Genomic DNA, 16,309 nt, shown 5'->3' with positions numbered 1-16,309 from the left:
GCGACTATCCATGAACGAACCGATGATAGACCGCGTTCCACCGCATAACCGGGAAGCGGAGCAATCGGTTATCGGTGCAATTTTTCTAGAACCACAGGCACTAATCACAGCATCGGAAATACTGTTAGCTGATGATTTTTACCAAAACGCGCATAAGAAGATTTTTGAGACCATGTTGCGTTTAAGTGATCAAGGAAAAGCGATAGATGTTGTAACAGTTACTGAGGAATTATCAGCAAAAAAAGAGATTGAGGATGTTGGCGGGCTATCGTATTTACTAGAGCTCGCCAATGCTGTCCCTACGGCAGCAAACGTTGCTCACTATGCCAAAATCGTTGAGGAAAAAGCGTTATTACGTCGTTTAATCCGTGTAGCTACAAAAATAGTTGAAGATGGCTACACACGTGAGGACGAGGTAGAGGCATTACTCGGTGAAGCAGAGAAGAAAATGATGGAGGTCGCCAACCGCAAAAATGCTGGCGACTTTAAACATGTAAAAGATGTTTTAGTCGAGACATTCGATAATATCGAGCAGCTTCAATCACGTAAGGGCGATGTAACAGGTATTCCAACAGGCTTCCGTGATTTAGACCATATTACAGCAGGCTTCCAACGCAATGACTTGATTATTGTTGCGGCACGACCTTCTGTAGGGAAAACGGCTTTTGCATTAAATGTTGCACAAAGTGTAGCTGTACAAGCACGTGAAAATGTTGCCATCTTCTCATTAGAGATGGGTGCTGAGCAGCTTGTCATGCGTATGCTATGTGCCGAAGGAAATATTGATGCACAAGTTTTACGTACAGGTGCTTTAACTACCGAAGATTGGGGTAAACTAACGATGGCAATGGGAAGTTTATCGAATTCAGGTATTTTTATTGATGACACGCCAGGTGTCCGTATCAATGAAATTCGAGCAAAGTGTAGACGTTTAGCACAAGAGCATGGACTTGGAATGATTCTAATCGATTACTTACAGCTTATTCAGGGTAGTGGGAAGCCTGGAGAGAACCGTCAACAAGAAGTATCAGAAATCTCACGTTCATTAAAAGGATTAGCACGTGAGTTAAAGGTACCAGTAATTGCACTATCACAGCTTTCGCGTGGTGTGGAGCAACGTCAGGATAAGCGACCAATGATGAGTGACTTACGTGAATCAGGAAGTATTGAGCAAGATGCCGATATTGTTGCCTTCTTATATCGTGATGACTATTACGATAAAGAGTCCGAGAGTAAAAATATGATTGAAATTATTATTGCTAAACAGCGTAACGGTCCTACAGGAACAGTTACACTTGCTTTTAAAAAGGAATTCAATAAATTTATAAACGTGGATTGGTCACAAATGCCACCACCGCCACCACGTGATTAGTAATATTTATCTATTAATGAGATAATATTCATACCATTCCGTCATTAAACACGAACGTTAAATCATAGTAATTGATTTTATGTTCGTGTTTTTAACTATTTTTTTATTGACGAGTTGTTTCTAACATTGTTACAATAATTTACGGCTTGATTAATGAGATACAATACGTATCTAACGGAGGTGCTGATTATGACATCAGTTGTAGTTGTAGGAACACAGTGGGGAGACGAAGGTAAAGGTAAAATTACAGATTTCCTTTCACAAAAGGCAGATGCTATTGCCCGCTTTGCAGGTGGCGATAACGCTGGACATACCATTAAAATTAATGGTGAAACATATAAGTTGCATTTAATCCCATCAGGTATTTTCTACAAAGAAAAAACGTCTGTAATGGGAAATGGGATGGTTGTTAACCCAAAATCACTTGTAACAGAATTAAAAGGACTGCAGGAACGAGGCATCAATACAGAAAATCTTCGAATTTCAAATCGTGCCCATGTCATTTTACCATATCATATTAAACAAGATATCGCAGATGAAGAAAGCCGTGGCGATAACAAAATCGGTACAACTTGTAAAGGTATCGGACCTTGCTATCAAGATAAAGTAGCACGTATCGGTATCCGTATGGCTGATTTATTAGATAAAGAAGTATTTGAAGAAAAACTACGTCATAATTTAGCAATTAAAAATAAGTTGTTCGAGAAATTTTATGAAGTGGAAGGTGTAACATTCGAAGAAATCTTCGAAGAATATTACGGTTATGGACAAGAAATCGCAAAATATGTTACAGATACTTCAAAAATTTTAAATGATGTATTAGATGAAGGTGGCAGAGTATTATTTGAAGGGGCACAAGGTATTTTACTTGATGTCGATCAAGGGACTTATCCATTTGTTACTTCTTCAAACCCTGTTGCTGGTGGTGTAGCGATTGGTGCAGGTATTGGCCCATCAAAAGTTTCAAGTGTTATTGGAGTATGTAAAGCCTATACATCACGTGTAGGAGATGGCCCATTCCCAACTGAATTATTTGACGAAGTTGGCCAGCAAATTCGTGAAGTAGGTCGCGAATATGGTACAACGACTGGACGCCCTCGTCGTGTAGGCTGGTTTGATACAGTTGTCGTTCGCCATTCACGCCGTGTAAGTGGTATTACGCATTTAGCATTAAATTCAATTGATGTTTTATCAGGTTTAGACACTGTAAAAATCTGTACAGCTTATAAATATAAAGATGAAACAATTACAGAGTACCCAGCAAATCTTCATATTATTGAACAATGTGAACCTATTTATGAGGAGCTTCCAGGCTGGTCAGAAGATGTTACAGGCTGCCGCACATTAGAAGAGTTACCAGAGAATGCACGACGCTATGTAGAACGTGTAAGTGAATTAACGGGCATTCAAATTGCTACCTTCTCTGTCGGCCCTGGTCGTGAACAAACAAATGTATTAGTAGACATTTGGGAAGCATAATCAAGAGACGAGGATCAATTTTAAAAAGAGGGAAAACGGTATTCGTAAATCTCCACTGTTTAAAATGAATGGAACCTTATAGTTGTTGATAGCGAAGGCGGGCGACTCCTGCGGGAACGCACAGCACGTAAGATGCAACAAGCCGCGCGACAGCGAGGATTGCGGCTTACGGTGTGCCCGCGGAAAGCGTCCGCCGTAGCGGACAACAACGGACATAGTAAAAAGTGTTAGATTGATTTGAGTCAATCTAACACTTTTTCTCTTTTGTCCAAGCTGTACTTTTTAGTGAATATCCTTCTTCTTGAAGCGGCCACCTTTAACTTCTGCAATATTCCCTATTGCAAGGAATGCATGGTCGTCTATTTCCGCAACAATTGTTTTCAATTTTGATTCTTCCAAGCGTGTAATAACGGTAAAAATAACTTTTTTGTCGTTGCCTGTGTAGGCCCCCTCCCCGTGAAGAAAAGTAACCCCACGACCAAGTCGATCCATAATAGTTTGCCCAATTTCTTCAATTTCATCACTGATAATATAAACAGATTTTGACTCTTCCATCCCTTGTATAACAATATCAATCATTTTATAGGCTATATAATAGGCAATGATAGAGTACATAGCTTGCTCCCATGTGAAAACAAAACCTGCAATGGTAAAAATCAGTACATTGAAGAACATAATAATCTCTCCGACTGAGAATGGAGATTTTCTATTAAATAAAATGGCTAAAATTTCAGTTCCATCTAAAGAACCACCGTAACGTATAACGATACCGACACCAATACCTAAAATCATGCCACCAAAAACTGTCGCAAGTAAAGTGTCTGTTGTAAATGGTTCAAGATTATGTAAGAAGATTGTGGTTACGGAGAGCACTGTGATGCCAAGCCCTGTAGAAAGTGCAAATGTTTTACCAATCTGTTTATAGCCTAAAAAGATAAAAGGTAAGTTTAAAACGAAGATGAAAATACCTAGGGGTAAGCTTAATAAATGCGAGGTAATAATGGAAACACCAACGATTCCTCCGTCCATAATATGGTTGGGTACTAAAAATAGCTCTAGTCCTAATGCCATAATGATAGCACCTATGGCAACCATAACAATTCGGGCGGTTATTTTCCGAATTGTATTCTTTTTTTGCTGTCTTGCTTTAGCTATCTTAGTGGTCTGTGAATCACTCAAATCAATCGCTCCAATCAACTAGTATACGTCTCTTACTCTATTTTATCGAAATATTGAAAAAGTAAAAAGAAATATGTTTAAATACTCATCTAAAACAAAATAATAAGGATAATACTTCCTAATTTAAAAATAAAAGGAGTGAGAATAAGATTATCAAATATAAGATTTATGTAACAATTCGTAGAGAAATAATACATTTTCATTACAAAAGGGATAAAATATTCAAACGCCATTTTCTTTATGGTACATTATAGTGGTGCAAAATCTTTGTGGGTAATTAAACCTATGTTAGGCTAAAGTTGGAAGGGGCTTTATTGATGAGTTCGTCTTGTAATAAAAAAGAAGAAAGCAATCGATTCACCTACAATTTTTCTTCTTTTAAAAAAGTGTCAATTATTGCGGTACTAATGGCTAGTTTCACAATAAGCGCAGGCTTTACAAAAGAAAATAATCATAAAGAAACACTAAATAAAATATATCATGTATATGTAGAAAATGAATATATGGGTGCTGTATCTGATGACAAAGCTGTTCAAGAAATAATTGCATCGAAAGAACAGCAAGCAAGTAATCAGTATAAAGACTTATTAATCGATGCTAACTCGGTTGTGAAAATAATACCAGAGCAAGTGTTTAGTAATGAAACAAAGGATGCAGAAACATTGGCAAAATTAGAGCAATCATTAGTTGCACAATCACCTGCCTTTGCATTACTAGTAGATAATAAGCCAATCACCTTTTTAAAAGATGCGAAAGCCTATGAAGAAACAATTCGCTTATTAAAGCTACAATATGTTTCTCAACCAGCGTTAGATGATTTACTTGCTAACCAACAATCTATAAATGAATTACCAGCTTTACAGTCTGGTGAATCACGCCTGTTAAATATTGCGTTTAAACAAGGTGTTTCAGGTGTAACACAAAAAGTAAATCCTAATGCCATTGTATCGCCTGAAGAGGCAGTGAAATACTTAATGACAGGATCCCTTGAGCAAAAAGAATATAAAATTCAATCAGGGGATGTATTAGGAGCAGTCGCTAAAAAACATAATTTAACAACTGCTGAATTAATTGAATTAAATCCTGGTCTGACAGTAGATACCGTGTTACAAATAGGACAAGCACTAAAAGTTACGGTTGCAAAACCATTTGTAACTATTGAAGTAAAACAAGAAAAGACCGTTACAGATACAATTCCATTTAAAAAAATAATGAAAGAAGACCCTACAATGTACAAAGGGGAGTCCGTTATAAAACAACAAGGCGTTAACGGGAAAAAGGAAACCTCTTACTTAATCACGACTGAAAATGGCACACGTACCTCTAAAGTAGCTTTAGAAGAAAAAGTGTTACAACAACCAGTGGATCATATTGAAGTAGTAGGGACAAAAGTAATCTCGTCTCGTGGAACGGGTGAGTTTGTTTGGCCAACAGTCGGAGGCTATGTATCTAGTGTTATGGGACAACGTTGGGGTGATATCCATCGCGGAATCGACATTGCTCGTCCTAGTAACTACAATATACTAGCTTCAGATAATGGTGTAGTAGTAGCTGCTGGCGTTTCGGGTACCTATGGTAATCGCATTGTTATCAATCATAAAAACGGCTATACAACGCTTTATGGACACTTATCTTCTATAAAGGTTAGCGTTGGGCAGGTTGTTGAAAAAGGTTCTGTTATTGGAATTATGGGCTCTACAGGAAATTCAACAGGTACACATTTACACTTTGAAGTTGAGAAAAATGGTGAGCTGGTCAATCCTTTATCATATGTAGGTCAGTAATTGTAAAAGGCAGTCCAAATAGTGGGCTGCTTTTTTGTATAGTAAGCATAAAAAACTAAATTATTTCCCAAGAAATAATTGTCGAAATACGGAAACTGTTTGTGAATAATGCATGGAAGCAAAAAGCATGTTACAGTTAAGAGTAGTAACTTTACAAATACACATTGTTTAGAATAGATGAATAGCGAAAGGGAGAGAATGTATGAGTAAAACAATTTTAGTTGTTGACGATGAGAAACCAATCGCAGATATTTTACAGTTTAATTTAATTAAAGAAGGCTACAAAGTAATTTGTGCGTATGATGGAGATGAGGCATTAGAAAAGGTTGAGGAAGAGCAGCCAGATTTAATGCTGTTAGATATAATGTTACCAAAAAGAGATGGTATGGAAGTTTGTAGAGAAATTCGAAAAAAATACGATTTCCCTATTATTATGTTAACCGCTAAAGGCTCAGAGATTGATAAAGTATTAGGGTTAGAAATGGGTGCGGATGATTACGTAACGAAGCCCTTTAGTACTCGTGAGTTAATCGCGCGTGTGAAAGCGAATATGCGTCGCCTTCAAGTAGTAGCTCCTGCAGCAGAGGAAGAAGAGGAAACATCCAATGAGATTGTAGTAGGCTCTCTTGTTATTCAACCTGACGCTTATCAGGTGATGAAGCGCGATGAAGCAATTGAATTAACACATCGTGAGTTTGAATTGCTACATTATTTAGGAAAACATATTGGACAAGTGATGACGCGTGAGCATCTTTTACAAACTGTATGGGGTTACGATTATTTCGGAGACGTACGTACAGTCGATGTAACGATTCGTCGCCTTCGTGAAAAGATCGAGGATAATCCAAGTCATCCGGCATGGATTGTCACTAGACGTGGCGTAGGGTATTATTTACGAAATCCTGAACAGGAGTAAAGGAAATGCAGAAAGTAAGCTTCTTTAAATCAATTCATGTCAAGCTTGTACTAATTTATATTTTGTTGATTATGTTGGCGTTACAAATTATAGGCATCTATTTTGCAAAGCAACTAGAGGAAAATTTGAAAAGTAATTTTCAAGAGTCTATTTTTCAGCGTGTAGATTTGATGCAATATAGCATTCGTGAAGAAATTTTAAAAGAACGCGATGAAAGTATGCCTTCACTTGAGGAAAGTTTGAAATCCATTGTAAAAGAATTTTCCACAGGGTTGAAGGATGTTTCGACAGGCGATATTTTAGAAATTCGCGTAATTGATAGTAGACAGCGTATACTTGCAACTTCAGAAGTAGATAATCAAAATTTAATAGGACAACGTTCGAATACAGACCTTGTTCGTCGAGCTATATCAGCCGAAACACTATTTGATCTGATAAAATTGGACAATAAAACGAGAAATCGAGTATGGGTGTTGGCAACGCCAATTCGTGATGGCGCTGGACCTGATGATGAAATTATCGGGGTGCTATACATTGAAGCAAATATTGAATCTGTTTTTGAGCAAATGAGTGATATTAACCGTATTTTCCTAGGGGGTACCGCTGTATCATTAGTGGTTACTATTTTCTTAGGCATTTTAGTAGCGCGTACGATTACGCAACCGATTGCTGATATGCGTAAACAAGCACAAGCCATGGCGAAAGGGAACTTTTCTCGTAAAGTACGAGTCTATGGAACTGACGAGATTGGCCAACTGGCTACTACATTTAACCACTTAACCAATCGATTGCAAGAGTCTCAATCGACGACAGAGGCTGAACGACGGAAACTTCATTCGGTCCTTAGTAATATGACCGATGGTGTAATTGCAACAGACCGTAAAGGACGCATTATTCTTATTAATGATCCAGCCTTAGAGTTATTGCATATTTCGAGGGATATCACATTGGGACGTCCAATCGCTTCGGTGTTAGGCATCGACCAAGAATATAGCTTTGAGGATTTAATCCATATGAATGATGCCGTCAATTTGGATTTTAGCACATCAGAGGCACCGTATATTTTACGTGCCAATTTCTCGGTAATTCAAAAAGAAACAGGGTTTATTAATGGGTTAATTACTGTACTTCATGATATTACGGAACAGGAAAAGATTGAAATGGAGCGTAGAGAGTTTGTATCGAATGTCTCACACGAACTTCGTACACCATTAACAACGATGCGTAGTTACCTTGAGGCATTAATTGATGGGGCTTGGAAAGACGAAAATATAGCACCTACATTTTTAAATGTTACGCAAACAGAGACAGAGCGAATGATTCGTTTAGTGAATGATTTACTACAATTATCACGAATGGATAGTAGTAATTACAAATTGAACACAGATATTGTGTTATTTAATTCATTCTTTAATCGGATTATCGATCGCTTTGAAATGTCTAAATCAGAAAATGTAACATTTGAACGATTACTTCCAGAGACATCCTATTACGTTGAAATTGATACGGATAAGGTGACGCAAGTAATTGATAATGTGATCTCAAATGCAATAAAATATTCTCCAGATGGGGGTAGTGTACGTTTTGGTTTTACCGTCCAAGGAGATACACTGAAGGTCATGATTTCGGATGATGGCATGGGCATTCCAAAAGAAAATGTAGGGCGTATTTTTGATCGTTTTTATCGCGTGGATCGCGCCCGTGCACGCTCTATGGGTGGTACAGGTCTTGGGCTAGCGATTGCGCGAGAAATGATTGAAGCACATGGTGGGAAGATTTGGGCTGAAAGTGAAGAAGGATATGGGACAACCGTTTTCTTCACATTACCATTTGAATTAGATGATTTTGACGAGGCAGGTGAGTGGGAATGAAATATATAGAACCGGTAAAATCCATTGTTTTATTTCTACTCGTTATGCTAAGTGTTGTGCTAACCTTTATTATTTGGACATATACGCCTGATTACAAAGTAATTGAGCAAACAGAAGGTAAGGAAATTTTAATTGGAACACAAAAGAAAATAGAAGATGTTATTAAGCCGTATAAAACTCTTTATAGCAGTGATGAAGAATTAACAGGTACTGTATCAAACGGCGTCATGAAAGATATTATGAATATCTTTCATGGTTGGAACATCCTAGACCTAGTTCGAGTGAACAATAATATTTCACCAGAAAATGTTAATGAGATGATACGTGCTAATAACCGTATGACTGTATTTTTTGCTGGGGAAATTCCATTTTCAGAGCTAGGTACAATTTTTAACTTTGGTGAAAAAGAGTTACCAGAGACAACGTTTAATCGCATTATAATCGATTGGACAAATTACGCTAACAAAGAAGTACAAATGTATTTCATTAGTAGCTCTAACAAAACTCTGTTACGCTCACATGTAAGTATTACAAATGCCAATCAATTTGCAAAAGATATTATTGAACCATCTAAACTGCATAGTACGTATAAAGAAGTGGAACGAGATGGCTATACGTCGCTATACGTGCCAAATGATACAATTGAATCTGTAAAATATACGTATTATATGAATGAACTTTCACCTGAATTATTTAAAAATGTCTTATTTTCAGAGCCAAACGTTGTACAGCGTAATGTAGAAAGTGCGACATTTGAAAAATATACCGATGGCTTTTCTCTAATGACTGTGGATACAAGGTTTAAATCATTGACTTATGTATATCCAGCGGCAGAAAGTAGTGAACGCATAGAGCCATCGAAACTCTTCCGAGATAGTTTTGAATTTATCAATGAGCACGGAGGCTTTACAACAGATTACCGCTATGTATCAAGCAATCCAAGTAAAAATCAAATCGAGTACCAGCTGTATTTACAAGGGTTCCCCGTCTATAGTGATCAAGCAAGTACGCGAATCAAAACGGTATGGGGAGATACCCGCATTTTCCGCTACAATCGTCCATACTTCTCTTTAGACATATCGGAAAAAGAGATTAAAGAACTGCCATCTGGTACAGAAATCGTTGAAAAAATTCATAAACTTAATAATATTGTATTATCAGATATCGATGAAATTGCTGTTGGATATTATTTAACACAAGATGAAAATTTAAGATTATTTACATTAGAGCCAAGCTGGTTTGTTATTCGCAATGGTTCATGGGTTTTACTGACACCTGAGATGCTTGGGGGTGTAAAAAATGGATTGGAATAGAACAAAATCCATTTTTATAGTTGTCTTTTTAATATTAAATATATTCTTATATTCATTGTATGTTAATCGTTACAATGAGGCGCAAAGTGTTGAAGTAACAGGTGAGAAAACGATAGATGCTCGATTGAAAGAGGATAATATTACGTATGGTATACTGCCCAATAATGTGGAATCAGCTACCTTTATTAAGGGTAAAGTCCACACTTTTAAGGCTGCTGATTTTACTAATCCTAATCATCGCGTAAATAATTTAGATGCAAAATTAGAAGGAAAAGAGGCGCATGTCATTCTCGTAAATCCAGTAAAATTGCGAAATGTTAATGATGATGCCAGTTTCACAGAATTTGTGCAAGCAAATATTAAAGAAGGCAGTTCCTATGGATTATGGAAGGTTAATCGTGAAGAGCGTGTAGCCATCTTCTTTCAAAAAACAAATAACCGAATGCTCTATTACAATAAGAGTGGGCTGTTAAAAATACAATGGAATGCCAACGATGAAGTAACGATGTATGAACAAACGATGCTAGACAATATTGAGGAAGTGGAGCAACAACAAAGTGTGCTACCGCCGATTCAAGTGGTGCAAGCATTATACGCAAAAGGGCTTTTAAAGCCAGATTCACATGTTGACAAGATGCAGCTAGGCTATTCCACACTTGTCTATTTAACGCAAACACAAGTACTATTGCCAACATGGGAAGTACGAGTGAAATTAGAAGATGGTGAAATGGAAGAGTATTTTGTTGATGCTGTGGAAGGTAAGATTATTGAAATTCAAGAAGAAAAGCAAGAGGTTGAAGAAGAAGACTGGGGAGTTTAAAGATGCGATTTAGTGTTTTAGCAAGTGGTAGTACAGGCAATTCGATTTATGTAGAGAACGATAATCATGCATTTATTGTCGATGCTGGCTTAAGTGGCAAAAAGATGGAGCAGCTCTTCACAAAAATCGATCGCAATATGAAACAGCTAAGTGGCATTTTAGTTACACATGAGCACAGTGATCATATTAAAGGAATTGGTGTCTTGGCTCGGAAATACAATGTACCGGTATATGCAAATGCTAAAACGTGGCAAGCAATGGATGGACTCGTTGGAGATATTCCGCTAGAGCAACGTTTTGAGTTTGAAATGGAGACGGTGAAGCATTTTGGCTCTTTAGCTATAGAATCTTTTGCTGTTTCACATGATGCAGCAGATCCGATGTTTTATTCATTTCATGAAAATGGTCGTAAACTCGTGGTTATTACCGATACAGGCTATGTTAGTGATCGTATGAAGGGCATTATCCGTGGCGCAGATTCCTTCGTGTTTGAAAGTAATCATGATGTCAATATGCTACAAATGGGTCGCTATCCGTGGTCTATAAAACGTCGTATTTTGAGTGATGTAGGACACGTATCGAACGAAGATGCTGCTATTGCAATGAGCGAGGTAGTATTTGAAAAGCCAACGAATATTTATTTAGCCCATTTAAGTAAAGATAATAATATGAAAGAGCTTGCGCGTATGAGTGTGACACAAACGTTGCAATCTTGCGGGATTATCGCAGGTGAGTTTGTTCATTTAGTAGATACGGATGCAGAGGAGCCAACAAAGCTAGTAACGGTTTAAGAATAAATCAGGTTCAAGCGTTCGTATAAAAAAGAAAAGCTGTTCAATGACATTTTATAGTTAATGCATTGAACAGCTATTTTTTATGTCCATTTTATTTATTTTTCATGTAATTTTAATGTTTGAATCGTATGATAAAGGCAAGAATTAATAGATAGAAGTTGTACGAAAGGATGAGGAACATGAGTTATTTAAATGATGATGACAAAAACAGTGATTTTCTAAATAATGATGAAATCCAAAAATCCCCTCTACAGGAGAGATTGGAACGTGAGGAAAAAGAAATGCAAGCGAAGCGTTCTAAAAAGAAAGACGGCGGAGGAAAAGGTGGCTATTTCTTTAGTGGTCTAATAGGGGTTATTATCGGTGCATTACTCGTGTGGCTAATGCTTCCTGGGCTTGTCAATCAGATGCCGGGGACAACAACAAGTAGTTCTGGTAAAAATGAGCCAACCATCAATCAGGTTGCAACAGAAGTAACAACTGATGTTACAGGTGCTGTAGAAAAAGCATCAGGTGCTGTTGTAGGTATTACCAATATTCAAGAAGTGGCAAGTGGCGGTTTTTGGAATCAGCAAACAACCCAAGATAAAGAAACAGGAAGCGGCTCAGGTGTTATTTATAAAGTAGAAGGTGATACAGCCTTTATCGTCACAAATAATCACGTTATTGAAGGCGCAAAACAGTTAGAAGTAACAATGCAAGACGGCTCAAAAGAAGAGGCACAATTAGTCGGTAGCGATGTTTGGACAGACTTAGCTGTTATTTCAATCAGTGCAAAAGATGTTAAAACAGTGGCGACATTTGGTAACTCAGATGTACTAAAACAAGGTGAAACAGTGATTGCAATCGGGAATCCACTAGGTTTAGAATTTTATGGCTCTGTAACAACAGGTGTTGTTTCAGGTAAAGACCGTTCAGTACCAGTCGATTTAAATGGCGACAAAGTTGCGGATTGGCAACAAGAAGTGTTACAAACAGATGCTGCTATTAACCCTGGTAATAGTGGTGGTGCACTAGTGAACTTAGCTGGTGAATTAATCGGCATCAACTCCATGAAAATTTCCGAATCGTCAGTGGAAGGTCTGGGCTTCTCAATTCCAATCAACTCAGCGATTCCAATTATTCAGGAATTAGAGAAAAATGGAGAAATGAAACGTCCAACGATGGGGATTTCATTAGTCGATTTAACAGACGTACCAGCGTACTACCAACAACAAACATTAAAATTACCTAAAGAAATTACAACAGGTGTTGTCATTACAGATGTTATCGCTAACTCACCAGCTTCAAAAGCAGGCGTGAAACAATATGATGTAATTGTTGAAATGGACGGTAAAAAAATCGAAACTTCGATTGATTTACGTAAGCATTTGTACAACGACAAAAAAATTGGTGATACATTAACAATGAAAGTATACCGCGAAGGTAAGTTAGTGGAATTAACACTAACATTAACAAATAGCGATTCATTGTAATAAGCTAATCGGTGGTAGATGTAAAATCTACTACCGATTTTTAATTTAAAAAATTAATCCGCAAGATGTATTTTACTAAGAGAATTTACAAATATAGATGTGGATAACTAGAAATTTGTGCATAATTACTTTACACAGCAAGTAGCGAGAGAAAGCCTTTCTTTCCTACTTGCTATTCCTTTGTTACAATAGGTTGTGGATAACATAGACCGAATTGTGAATAAGTTTGTGGAAATTTCGGAAAATAAGGAGACATGAAAAAATGGAAAAATTCAGTTGCGAAAAGCATATAGATCACGCTTTAGACATGTTTGTTGCGGAGCAAAAAGTATTCCCAATTATGGATAAAGTAGAAAAGGAAAAAAAGTTATCCACAAAATGTAGTTACTGCGAACAGCCAGCAGAATATATTGTATCAAGTAAATAACTTTACACAATATATAGAAAGTACTTGTGGATATGTTGATAACTTTTGTGGATAATTTGTTTGTAAATGAAATGTAAAGGTGGATAACGTGTGAATATAACAATTGTATCAGTCGGAAAACTAAAAGAAAAGTACTTAAAAATGGGGATCGACGAATACGTAAAACGCCTTGGTGGCTATGCCAAAATGGAGTTAACGGAAGTGCCTGATGAAAAAGCACCGGAGCAATTAAGCGAGGCAGAAATGGAAATTGTGAAGAAAAAAGAAGGCGAACGGATCCTTGCAAAACTAAGCCCAGATACATACGTGATCGCCCTTGCCATTAACGGCAAAATGAAAACATCTGAAGAAATGGCAACCGATATCGAGTCCTTGATGACGTATGGAAAAAGTAAAATTGCCTTCGTCATAGGCGGTTCACTCGGCCTACACGACGACGTCCTCAAACGTGCCGACGAAAAACAATCATTTGGCAAGATGACATTACCACATCAGCTAATGAAGCTAGTCTTGATTGAGCAAATTTACCGAAGCTTTCGCATTATTAAGGGTGAGCCTTATCATAAGTAGGTGTGGTTTTTGAATGAACCACATAGAATTGTTGATTTCTCAGCGTTCAAATGTACTGATGTATTTTTACGTTCTATTCCATTCTAAAACTTCAATTATTTGATTCCCTTGATGTTTTTGCGAATCTGGCTTTAAGACTTTGGAGCATCGTTTCTTTTTCAGCAGGTACATCGCTCTCTTTTTTATACAATGTAAAATTCTTTGTGGACTCCAGTGCAAGGGCAATAATACTATAAACGTGGTGCCAGTCACTCTAGCATATTTGTTGGAGCGACTGGCACCTTTTGTAACGTGTCTTTGGACCTGTAGACGTTTTTTACATTATATTCTAAAATTAACCCGTAAAATTATTCCAATATTTATAGAATAAAGTGAATTTAAGGGAAGGAGATTGTTATGACAATTGATCATGAAGGAAAACGAAAACAGTTAAAAGTAATCCAATTTGATAAAGATCGAAATACGCTTATTGAAAAGACTGAGCCGAGTGAAACTTTTGCTGACGTTGGTGGTTTGGAGGAAGTTAAGAAAAAGATTCAAATGAATTTTATTCTCCCTCTTAAAAATCCGGAGTTTTTTAAAGCATATGGGAAAGAAGCGGGTGGAAGTTTACTGCTTTATGGACCACCAGGTTGTGGGAAAACATTTTTAGCAAAAGCGATTGCTGGTGAAATTAACGCTAGTTTTATACATATGGAATTACAGGCAATTTTATCGATGTATATAGGAGAAAGTGAACATAATCTACACGATGTATTTGAAGCTGCGCGGGAAAACAAACCATGTGTCTTATTTATTGATGAATTGGATGCAATTGGTGGAAATCGTCAAAACATGAGACAGCATCATGAGCGAATGCTTGTCAATCAATTACTTCTTGAGTTAGATGGATTAGATGCTCATAACAATGGCATTTATGTCATTGGTGCAACGAATACACCGTGGTATTTGGATTCCGCATTAAGGAGACCAGGTCGTTTCAATCAATTACTTTTTATTTCCCCTCCTGCTGTAGAGGAAAGGGAGGTCATTCTGAAACTAAAGTTGAAAGACAAGCCACAGAACGCACTTAATCATAAAAAAATTGCTAGTAAAACAGCTCATTTCTCGGGGGCAGATCTTGAACAACTTGTTGGGGATGCCATCGAGTCCGCATTACAACGTTCATTGGAAATGGGCGAATTACAACCGTTAACGAATAATGATTTAAGCGAAGCATTGAGCCGCCGTAAGCCAACAACTTTGGAATGGTTTTCAACAGCTAAAAATTATGCCACCTTTAGTGATGTGAATAAAGACTATCAACAAGTCCTGGAATATTTAAAAGAGAATAAGATTAGATAGGGTGTGGAATGCGTGAATGAAGAGGCGCAATATGCACAATTCATCCGGATTGAACAATTATATGAATGGGAACGTTTGCAAGAAGCCATTAAAGAGACGGAAAACTATATTCAACAATACCCCGAAGATGCGGATGGCTATGCCGTACTTAGTAAGGTTTATTTAAAACAAGGGGACCACAAAAAGGCCTTACATTGGTCACTAGAATCATTAAAGAAAGACCCAGAAAATGAAATTGCATGGGAATTTAGGGTAAGGACACTTTACACGGCTGGTAAATATAAAGAGACAATGACTGCAATTCAAGAGGCTTTAACGCTGTTTCCTGATGACGCCTTTTATTATTTTTTAAAAGGGAATATTTACAATAAAAATGGGGAGTACGAGGAGGCGAAAGAAAGTTTTCTTATAGCGTTAAAGTTGGAACCATCCAATGCGTTGTATCTTGCGAGCTATAGTTATGTTGAAAGTATTTTGGGGAACCAAGAAATTGCTCTCCAAGCAGAAAAACAAGCGTTACAACTAGATTCAGAGAGTTCGACGGTCTTTTTGTATGTAGCTTGGGCTGCTGACCAGAGAGGAGATTACGCGCAGGCATTGTCTTATTTGGAAAATGCAGTTCGATTAGAACCTAACAATCAGCAATTAAGAGTAGAGTACTTGGAAATTTTGCAAAAGCAATTTAAGGTGTACCAATGGCTCTTAGTGCCTTCTAGAATGTTAAATAAAGTAAAGCCGGCAATGGTATTTCTTATTTGGCTTGTGGCCTGGATGTTATTCAAGCCTCTTGTAGTTGTTTTTATTATTTTATATGTTGCTGCTCATTGGATAACAAAAATGATTGTCAATGTAAAAGTGTTCGGTCGGTTATTTGTAAAGGTGTAAATAATACCAAGCAGTCACTGTTTGATAATCCGTTTTGAAATAATAAGGGGAGACGATATTATTAGCAACTAATGCTATAT

The 16,309-nt window shown here is 37.3% G+C and carries 14 protein-coding genes; 13 read left to right on the top strand and 1 reads right to left on the bottom strand.

Features of this window, described 5'->3' with window-relative positions:
• Positions 1-10: 10 nt before the first annotated feature.
• Together dnaB and T479_RS22535 are read left to right on the top strand one after the other, a co-directional pair.
• Positions 11-1,372 (top strand): replicative DNA helicase, encoded by a 1,362-nt coding sequence (dnaB, locus tag T479_RS22540; protein WP_024364653.1) that lies wholly within the window; start codon positions 11-13, stop codon positions 1,370-1,372.
• Positions 1,373-1,561: 189 nt separating this feature from the next.
• On the top strand, positions 1,562-2,851 hold the full coding sequence (locus tag T479_RS22535) for an adenylosuccinate synthase (RefSeq protein WP_024364654.1): 1,290 nt from the start codon (positions 1,562-1,564) through the stop codon (positions 2,849-2,851).
• Positions 2,852-3,133: 282 nt separating this feature from the next.
• Here the strand turns inward: T479_RS22535 and T479_RS22530 are convergent, their stop codons facing one another.
• Complete coding sequence (locus T479_RS22530) at positions 3,134-3,946, bottom strand: YitT family protein (RefSeq protein WP_167397278.1); 813 nt, start codon at positions 3,944-3,946, stop codon at positions 3,134-3,136.
• 401 nt (positions 3,947-4,347) lie between these two features.
• On the opposite strand from T479_RS22530, the gene T479_RS22525 reads away from it, so the two are divergent.
• The 11 genes from T479_RS22525 to T479_RS22475 all read left to right on the top strand — a co-directional run bounded on the left by T479_RS22525 (position 4,348) and on the right by T479_RS22475 (position 16,229).
• Positions 4,348-5,814 (top strand): M23 family metallopeptidase, encoded by a 1,467-nt coding sequence (locus T479_RS22525; RefSeq protein ID WP_025220899.1) that lies wholly within the window; start codon positions 4,348-4,350, stop codon positions 5,812-5,814.
• Between the two features lie 202 nt (positions 5,815-6,016).
• Positions 6,017-6,730, top strand: a complete 714-nt coding sequence (yycF, locus tag T479_RS22520) for a cell wall metabolism response regulator VicR (RefSeq protein ID WP_024364334.1) — start codon at positions 6,017-6,019, stop codon at positions 6,728-6,730.
• Between the two features lie 5 nt (positions 6,731-6,735).
• Complete coding sequence (gene walK, locus T479_RS22515) at positions 6,736-8,601, top strand: cell wall metabolism sensor histidine kinase WalK (protein ID WP_024364333.1); 1,866 nt, start codon at positions 6,736-6,738, stop codon at positions 8,599-8,601.
• Positions 8,598-9,914 carry a YycH family regulatory protein gene (locus T479_RS22510; RefSeq protein WP_025220898.1) on the top strand — a complete coding sequence of 439 codons (1,317 nt, stop codon included), beginning with the start codon at positions 8,598-8,600 and terminating at the stop codon, positions 9,912-9,914. The genes walK and T479_RS22510 overlap by 4 nt, the downstream gene beginning before the upstream one ends.
• Positions 9,901-10,734, top strand: coding sequence for a two-component system regulatory protein YycI (locus T479_RS22505; protein ID WP_025220897.1), 834 nt, complete (start codon positions 9,901-9,903; stop codon positions 10,732-10,734). The genes T479_RS22510 and T479_RS22505 overlap by 14 nt, the downstream gene beginning before the upstream one ends.
• 2 nt (positions 10,735-10,736) lie before the next feature.
• A complete protein-coding gene (locus tag T479_RS22500) occupies positions 10,737-11,525 on the top strand; it encodes an MBL fold metallo-hydrolase (protein WP_024364330.1) in 789 nt (262 codons plus the stop codon).
• Positions 11,526-11,707: 182 nt separating this feature from the next.
• Entirely contained in the window at positions 11,708-13,003 is a 1,296-nt protein-coding gene (locus T479_RS22495) for a S1C family serine protease (protein ID WP_025220896.1), read from the top strand.
• Positions 13,004-13,265: 262 nt separating this feature from the next.
• Complete coding sequence (locus T479_RS23430; protein WP_036205521.1) at positions 13,266-13,430, top strand: CxxH/CxxC protein; 165 nt, start codon at positions 13,266-13,268, stop codon at positions 13,428-13,430.
• 90 nt (positions 13,431-13,520) lie between these two features.
• On the top strand, positions 13,521-14,000 hold the full coding sequence (gene rlmH, locus T479_RS22485; RefSeq protein ID WP_025220895.1) for a 23S rRNA (pseudouridine(1915)-N(3))-methyltransferase RlmH: 480 nt from the start codon (positions 13,521-13,523) through the stop codon (positions 13,998-14,000).
• Between the two features lie 396 nt (positions 14,001-14,396).
• Positions 14,397-15,344: an ATP-binding protein gene (locus T479_RS22480; RefSeq protein ID WP_025220894.1), complete on the top strand. Its 948-nt coding sequence runs from the start codon at positions 14,397-14,399 to the stop codon at positions 15,342-15,344.
• A 12-nt stretch (positions 15,345-15,356) separates the two neighbouring features.
• Positions 15,357-16,229, top strand: coding sequence for a tetratricopeptide repeat protein (locus T479_RS22475; RefSeq protein WP_025220893.1), 873 nt, complete (start codon positions 15,357-15,359; stop codon positions 16,227-16,229).
• Positions 16,230-16,309: the final 80 nt, after the last annotated feature.

This window comes from Lysinibacillus sphaericus (assembly GCF_000600105.1).
Taxonomy (GTDB): Bacteria; Bacillota; Bacilli; order Bacillales_A; family Planococcaceae; genus Lysinibacillus; species Lysinibacillus sphaericus.
Note: the sequence above shows the minus strand (reverse complement) of the source record. Positions and strands in the feature narration are given on the sequence as shown.

Coding starts and splice junctions, on each gene's coding strand:
- T479_RS22505 (WP_025220897.1), top strand. CDS start 9,901: ATGGATTGGAATAGAACAAAATCCATTTTTATAGTTGTCTTTTTAATA.
- T479_RS22510 (WP_025220898.1), top strand. CDS start 8,598: ATGAAATATATAGAACCGGTAAAATCCATTGTTTTATTTCTACTCGTT.
- yycF (WP_024364334.1), top strand. CDS start 6,017: ATGAGTAAAACAATTTTAGTTGTTGACGATGAGAAACCAATCGCAGAT.
- T479_RS23430 (WP_036205521.1), top strand. CDS start 13,266: ATGGAAAAATTCAGTTGCGAAAAGCATATAGATCACGCTTTAGACATG.
- walK (WP_024364333.1), top strand. CDS start 6,736: ATGCAGAAAGTAAGCTTCTTTAAATCAATTCATGTCAAGCTTGTACTA.
- T479_RS22535 (WP_024364654.1), top strand. CDS start 1,562: ATGACATCAGTTGTAGTTGTAGGAACACAGTGGGGAGACGAAGGTAAA.
- T479_RS22525 (WP_025220899.1), top strand. CDS start 4,348: ATGAGTTCGTCTTGTAATAAAAAAGAAGAAAGCAATCGATTCACCTAC.
- T479_RS22500 (WP_024364330.1), top strand. CDS start 10,737: ATGCGATTTAGTGTTTTAGCAAGTGGTAGTACAGGCAATTCGATTTAT.
- dnaB (WP_024364653.1), top strand. CDS start 11: ATGAACGAACCGATGATAGACCGCGTTCCACCGCATAACCGGGAAGCG.
- T479_RS22530 (WP_167397278.1), bottom strand. CDS start 3,946: ATGGTTGCCATAGGTGCTATCATTATGGCATTAGGACTAGAGCTATTT.
- T479_RS22495 (WP_025220896.1), top strand. CDS start 11,708: ATGAGTTATTTAAATGATGATGACAAAAACAGTGATTTTCTAAATAAT.
- T479_RS22480 (WP_025220894.1), top strand. CDS start 14,397: ATGACAATTGATCATGAAGGAAAACGAAAACAGTTAAAAGTAATCCAA.